This is a genomic window from Paenisporosarcina sp. P4_D4 (assembly GCF_056401835.1).
The window spans coordinates 1-6,435 of record NZ_JBFUIO010000110.1; the positions used below are offsets into that span (position 1 = coordinate 1).

The following is a 6,435-nucleotide window of genomic DNA, read 5'->3' on the forward strand; positions in this document are numbered from 1 at the left end:
ATTTGATTGTGCGTAGGTATTGATAACATCCCGATGGTCAGTTGGGAGGAATATTAAGCTTGAAACTGCCAAGAAGTGATTGTCTTTTAAACTGATATCCGGCAGCATGAAGCAGAAAACATGCACGCCAACAGGAACAGGCTTTTCACTTTCACGTTTTAAATAAAGTGTTTCATTCGTAAGGATATTTTTTACTTTCATAAACTCTTGTGCTACTTCTACGACTTCTCCCAAAAGTACGGAAGGCGTTTTCCAATGCTCCAGAACATTGATAACAGATGGTCGCACCGCTTTCTTTTGTTGCTTTTCAACATATTTCAACCAGATTTCTGGTTTATGATGGAAGAAGAATTCATCGATTGCAATAGCTTCTATCATTTCTTCAAGCAAATACTTCTCTAGCTTCGATTTCCATTCCTTAATTACACTTAGCAATGCTGGAAAATCCTTGCGTTCGGGATACTCATCATAAAATGATTGGAGCATTCTATCCAACTCTTCCGAACGAACAGCTTCAATTGATGGCTCCTGATTGCGTTCACAACATTTTTTAAATTTTTTCCCGCTTCCACATGGACACGGATCATTACGTCCTACCATTAAAACACGTCCTTCGATTAATAAAGTTTACGCCCTAGTGTAACATGCAATCCAGCATGAATACAGGGTACGAAGGATGTGGGACTTACGGAATAGCGGGAAAATGGGTAAATTAAGCGTTAGGATATGCACGCTGATAGGGATTAGCTGTAAACAAAAGGGTCATACAACGAGAGTTGGACACCCTTGTGATGATTTTTCTGTCTATTCGCGGTTTCCTCAGTTCTACAAATCTTGACCTAATAACAAAAGGCATGACTAAATTAACTTTCAACGGTTTTCATTGCTTTATGATTAAATGGACATTTCCCTTTAATGGGTTCAATGTCGTCTCCGATAAAGAATTGTTTCCATTCATTATGCTCTGGATCACCGAAATGGCTGATATCCGGATGCGTTGGCAGTTGGTCCCATGCCTCTACTCGTTCGCGTACTTTTTCGCGGGACATGATGCCCCCTTTTTCAGTACCTTCTAACCCTTGGAATATTTTTCGTGGCTGGAAACCGAGCACCATGGAGTTACCTAAATGTCGTGTTTTTCTTTGTTTGTAAGCTGGAGCATTACCAAAAACAAAAATAGGTTCCCCATGAAAACGGAAATCCCATAAATGGTGGGCTGGATCCCGTGGTGCATCTTCAGGCCATTCCACTGGGTCGACTTCGTGTAAATACTGAAGAATGTCCCAAAATTGTTTGCGGTATTGCTCTAATTTGCCTTCGACTTCAAATGGTTCAATAAAAACAAATAAGCCATGACGCTTATGTTTAGGGTTTTTAAACAAGTCCAAAAAACCTTCCACCGTTTTGGGTAGATTTGACCAATCGTCCTGTGTGATATAGCCATAACGCAATTCGCCTTTTAACTCTCCACTCATCCCGAAATAACAGGGAAAAGTTTTATCCGTAACTGTATTATGAAAAGTTTGATATTCATCGAGTAACCATTTTGGTAAATCCGATCGTGTAGAAAAATCCTCTTTTGTCAATAAAGCCTGTTCCTTTCTTATCATCCAAATTCCCTCCACCAAATAGCATGTATGTCATATTTTATTAATCAAATACCCTGTTCCTTTGATTTGAAACAATCTCATTTAAACATTGAAAAATTTTTTCTTTCTTTTTATGTTAATTTATTTCCGTTACGGGAATAACAGAAGAAACAATTACAATTTCATGGAGGTTGAAAGATGAGCATTGAAAGTACCGATTCTATTCAAACGAGTTGCCAAAGTGAATATGACACTTTGCGAAAAGTTATTGTTTGTGAACCCCAATTTATGTCGATTGATGAAATAATCAACGATGTTCAAAAAAAATATAAAGATGAAAACATCAATATTGAACGTGCTTTGATTCAACATCATGATTTTGTTGCTAAAATGCGTGCAGAAGGCGTCGACGTCATTACACTGCCCGCTAATGCCTCTTATCCTGAACAAGTTTTTACTCGGGATATCGGATTTACTCTTGGCAATCAGACCTTTGTATCTGAAATGGCAAGTAGTATCCGACAAGGAGAAGAAACCGTTCTAGAGAAGTGGTTAAACACACATCATGTACCTTTCCAAAAATTATCTCAAAACCATATTGAAGGTGGAGATGTCATTATTGACGATAGGACAATCTATATAGGGCTTAGTCATCGTACATGTAATTCAGCAATTGAACAGCTTCGCTCCGATTTGCCGAATTATGAAATAGTTGCGATTCCATTTGACCCTAAATATTTACACTTGGATTGTGTATTCAATATACTTTCCCCCACCGATGCATTAATATTCCCACAAGCACTAGACGCGGAAACTGTATCATTTTTAACAAACCGCTATCACTTAATTGAAGTAAGTAAGGAAGAACAATTTACGATGGGTACGAATGTGTTATCCATTGGACATAAAAGAGTTTTCAGTTTGCCTATCAATGCCCAAGTAAACAACAAAATGCGGAGTCAAGGCTATAAAGTGATTGAAGTGGACTTTTCAGAAATCATCAAATCTGGGGGATCTTTCAGATGTTGTACTATGCCAATTGCACGAGGATAAAGTGGCAGTTTTATAAAATTTCATACTAAATCACAATAAAAAGAATCCATTTTGATCAGTCTTGCTTCAAAATGGATTCTTTTTGTTTAATACAATATAATACCCTAAAGAAACACTTTCATTTATCACATGTTTATATGGTGGTTATCATTGAAACGGTTAAACAGTATGAGTTCTATAGTGTCATTTAATATCTTCTGTGCCAGCAGAAGAATATAAATTACTAATCAATCTTTCAAATCCAATACACCGTTAATCATTCACCCTAGGATTATGGAATGAAGTGATCATAAATACATGATTTTTGTAACTACTTCTCTAGGGCTCAGGCTAAAGAATTCTTATGCACATTCAGCCCAAACGCTGACTCCCCACTGGGACCATTTCCAGTTGCCTGTGAATTTTTTGCCTTGATACACAACACACCAAATCATTAGACCTGCAAAAATAGTAAATGCCAAACCTAATAATACTGCTGCAAAGATTAAAAACCAAGCATCACTTTTAACCATTTGCTTTTGAAAAGAGTTAATAGCTTTCACCTTCATGGTTTGTAGAAAAACCAAAATACCGATTAAACTGTTATTTATGGACAATGTCAATTTATTCACCTCCTTTCAATTGAGAACTGAGATATGCTTTAATAATCATCATCCCGTCTCCAAAGGGAGGCAAGAGAAAGATTATGTGTAGAAGAAAAATATAAGAGACATACATCATTAACTGAGAACTAGCTGTCATGAAAAGAATCAACCCTATAGTGAAACAAATCAATGGTCCCATCATAGCCATCATCACTATCTGATAGTTACTTAGGTGAAAAAGAGGGATAATCGAAATTCGCAAAAATGTACTCTCAATTCGCACAGCACCTTTTTTTTTCAAAATCTTAAATGATAAGATATGAAAGTATTCATGCAGCATGAATGAAATAAGCAACGAACTAATCAAGGTGAATTGTTGGACTGTTAAAAAAGCAACTTCTAGTTTCAAAAACAGTGGCATTGGTAATAAGATGCTTACCATGATCATTATCACCAGTGGTTTATTGATTTTAAGGAATAACCATGAAAAATTCATAAGATTTATGTCTTCTACTGTTTTTGTGACTTGTTTCATGGCCTAATTATGGCTATTTTTAAGTTGGATTTGTTTTTGTCGTAAAAGTTTATAAGTGAAGAAAACAATCATATAAAATATAGTAAGTATAATCACTGTAATGATTGCTGGAAGATAATTTTCAACTCCAAAGTGTAAAGAAACGGAACCATCAGCCTTATCGGCTGAATCGAAGAAAAGAGTGTCAAAGTAAACTGTTCTCTTTCCTAATTTGCCTCCCTCACTGAACAACATGTAAAGAAATGAAAGAACTAGAATTACTAAAGTTGTAACAAAGGCCCCCAAAAATGCATTGAATCCTATAAAGACTTTTTTCATTTTATATTTCCTCCCTTATTTTTTTTAAGCCAAATATACTGAAATATATAATTACAAAAAAGATAAAACCGACAAATATAAAATTTTGGGTAGTAGACAATTGAAGAATTGCTATCCCTATCGCCAAAACAATTATTATCGTGAAAATAATTACGAAACTGATAATGACAGAGAATGGATTATCATCGTATGGTGGAAAAAGGATACCCACCAGTGTGAATAAAAAAACAGCAACAGTTACAGATGCTAAAGCCATAAAGTTTGTTGTTAGGCTTGTATTAAAAATTAATACAATTATCACCAATGGTAATGAAATGAACAGTATATATAAAATCTGACTACTAATAAGGAATACGTAGTCTTTCCAAACCGTATAATTCGTTTTCCACCATAATTTTCTAATAGAATTGGTATTTACGTAATGATAAATTCCATTAAACGCCAAAGGTAGAAGTGCATATAATGAGTATTCACTTTTATTATCCATAAATAAATAGAGGAAGATGATATACGAAACACMTATGTAATTAAAGGTATCTTTCTTCCTGAGAATACTATACACATAGGAGACCAATAGGTTATTAAATCGTTTAAATAATTCAATTTTCAAATAATTTAGCATAGACATGTACGCTTTATCAGGTATTTTGATATTCAAGAAACTCAAAAGTAAAAACGATATAATAAAAGTGACCAAAATAATCCAAAAGTCGAATCGTTCAAAGAAGATCGACCATGATATTAAAATATTAAATCCAACATCCTTTTCGTCGAGATATGCATATACAACTGACTCTGCCACAGAATTAGCATCTTGGTATAAAAAGAAGAACACTAGGCTAAAAATAAAGATTGTCACGATGTCTTTTAAAGGATTCAGGTTGAAAAAATTGAGAATAAAGACGATGACTTTATTAATAAGTTGTAAGATTAAATACGTAATAATACTAGAGAAGAAGACTGTGCTAATTAATAACAAAATGAATTGAGTTCCATATGTAAGGATTAATGAAAGGACAACAGCACTTGACAACAATGAGATTAAAATAATAGATATCACTGTTTCAAAAATTAAAAGTGCGCTATTTCTTTCATTCATCGTTACGGGAAGAGTGGTTGTCATCTTAAGAAAACTGTTGGACTTCATAAAAAGTATTTTGACAAACATGAAAATAATTAAAGACCAAAACATGATTGTCATACTATAAACTCTTAAGATAAGTGGAACTTCAAGGTTTTCATTCCCAATTAGATTAAAGAATGAATAAAGCATAAAAGTGAAAATACCGAGCATCATTACTAGGACTAATAGAAAGATAACTCTAAATGCTTTGCTTTTTAGTGGACCGATGTTAAAAACCTTTCTGGTGAAATATAAGCTAATCAGATGTACTAAATTGAAAACTTGTGCGGATCTCATTTTTCACCTCCTCTAAATTCATCAACTCTTTAAATGAATCTGAGAGTGATCGTGTAAGATTGCTTACGAGATCGTCCAGATATACTTCCCCTTTATATAAAAGAATCACCCTATTACTTATCTCCTGCATCAACTCTAAATCATGTGAACAAATTATAATGGTCCCACCATTTTTCGTATACTCATTGAGTAAAATTTTTATAATTTCTTTCGCCTCAACATCAATGCCATTTAAGGTTTCATCTATAATCATTAATGGCGGATTTAACAAAAGAGCATTTATTAATTGAAGCTTTTTTTTCATTCCATGGGAATAGGATTCCACCATCTCCGAAAGTTTCTTATTCATGCTTAAGTGAGATGAAATTACTTGTAAATTTTGTTCGTCTATTTTCTTTTTATATAACTTGGACATCAACATAATATACTCTCGACCTGTTAAAAATTCGGGAATATAATCGTCACTAGGTAAATAGACAATTTTACTCTGTACAGACAAAGAAGTATGAGATGTTCCATTGAAAGTGATGGAACCCTTTTGTAGCTTCAGTAAATTGCATACCAATTTAATTAAAGTGGTTTTTCCTGATCCATTGGGTCCAGCAATTGCTACAAATTCTCCTCTCTTAATTTCCAAATTGATATCATTAAAAATTGGCTGTTCTTTATCATAAGAATGGTGAATTTTTTGAATAGATAGCATTGTTTACCTCCCCGTAGGTATATTGAAATCCATTTATTGGTAATTAGTCAGTTTTAAGTTAAAAAATGGTATTTTTAATGTAACATAAAGGAAAAATTAGTCAATGTAATTATTATATTTATTTCAGAATATTTAAAATTTATTATATAAAACTTTAAAAAATGCTTTTTGTTTATTTAACTGAGAAATGTAAAATGACAAATAGGAAAAATTTTTGATGGCTACTCGTTTTG

The 6,435-nt window shown here is 33.5% G+C and carries 6 protein-coding genes; 1 reads left to right on the forward strand and 5 read right to left on the reverse strand.

All coding sequences use genetic code 11. The features are described 5' to 3' along the window. Together AC1DSL_RS15005 and AC1DSL_RS15010 are read right to left on the reverse strand one after the other, a co-directional pair. The coding region (locus AC1DSL_RS15005) for a YecA family protein (protein ID WP_477532789.1) at positions 1 to 600 on the reverse strand (600 nt) is incomplete at its 3' end. Positions 601 to 863: 263 nt separating this feature from the next. Continuing rightward, positions 864 to 1,610: a YqcI/YcgG family protein gene (locus tag AC1DSL_RS15010; protein ID WP_477532790.1), complete on the reverse strand. Its 747-nt coding sequence runs from the start codon at positions 1,608 to 1,610 to the stop codon at positions 864 to 866. Between the two features lie 177 nt (positions 1,611 to 1,787). Between AC1DSL_RS15010 and AC1DSL_RS15015 the strand changes: the two genes are divergently transcribed. Then, positions 1,788 to 2,642, forward strand: a complete 855-nt coding sequence (locus AC1DSL_RS15015; protein WP_477532791.1) for a dimethylarginine dimethylaminohydrolase family protein — start codon at positions 1,788 to 1,790, stop codon at positions 2,640 to 2,642. 341 nt (positions 2,643 to 2,983) lie between these two features. Here the strand turns inward: AC1DSL_RS15015 and AC1DSL_RS15020 are convergent, their stop codons facing one another. From AC1DSL_RS15020 to AC1DSL_RS15030, 3 genes are all read right to left on the reverse strand, one after another. Beyond that, positions 2,984 to 3,244: a hypothetical protein gene (locus tag AC1DSL_RS15020; RefSeq protein WP_477532792.1), complete on the reverse strand. Its 261-nt coding sequence runs from the start codon at positions 3,242 to 3,244 to the stop codon at positions 2,984 to 2,986. Between the two features lie 520 nt (positions 3,245 to 3,764). Continuing rightward, positions 3,765 to 4,079 carry a hypothetical protein gene (locus AC1DSL_RS15025; protein WP_477532793.1) on the reverse strand — a complete coding sequence of 105 codons (315 nt, stop codon included), beginning with the start codon at positions 4,077 to 4,079 and terminating at the stop codon, positions 3,765 to 3,767. Positions 4,080 to 5,458: 1,379 nt separating this feature from the next. Further along, positions 5,459 to 6,202 carry an ABC transporter ATP-binding protein gene (locus AC1DSL_RS15030; RefSeq protein ID WP_477532794.1) on the reverse strand — a complete coding sequence of 248 codons (744 nt, stop codon included), beginning with the start codon at positions 6,200 to 6,202 and terminating at the stop codon, positions 5,459 to 5,461. Positions 6,203 to 6,435: the final 233 nt, after the last annotated feature.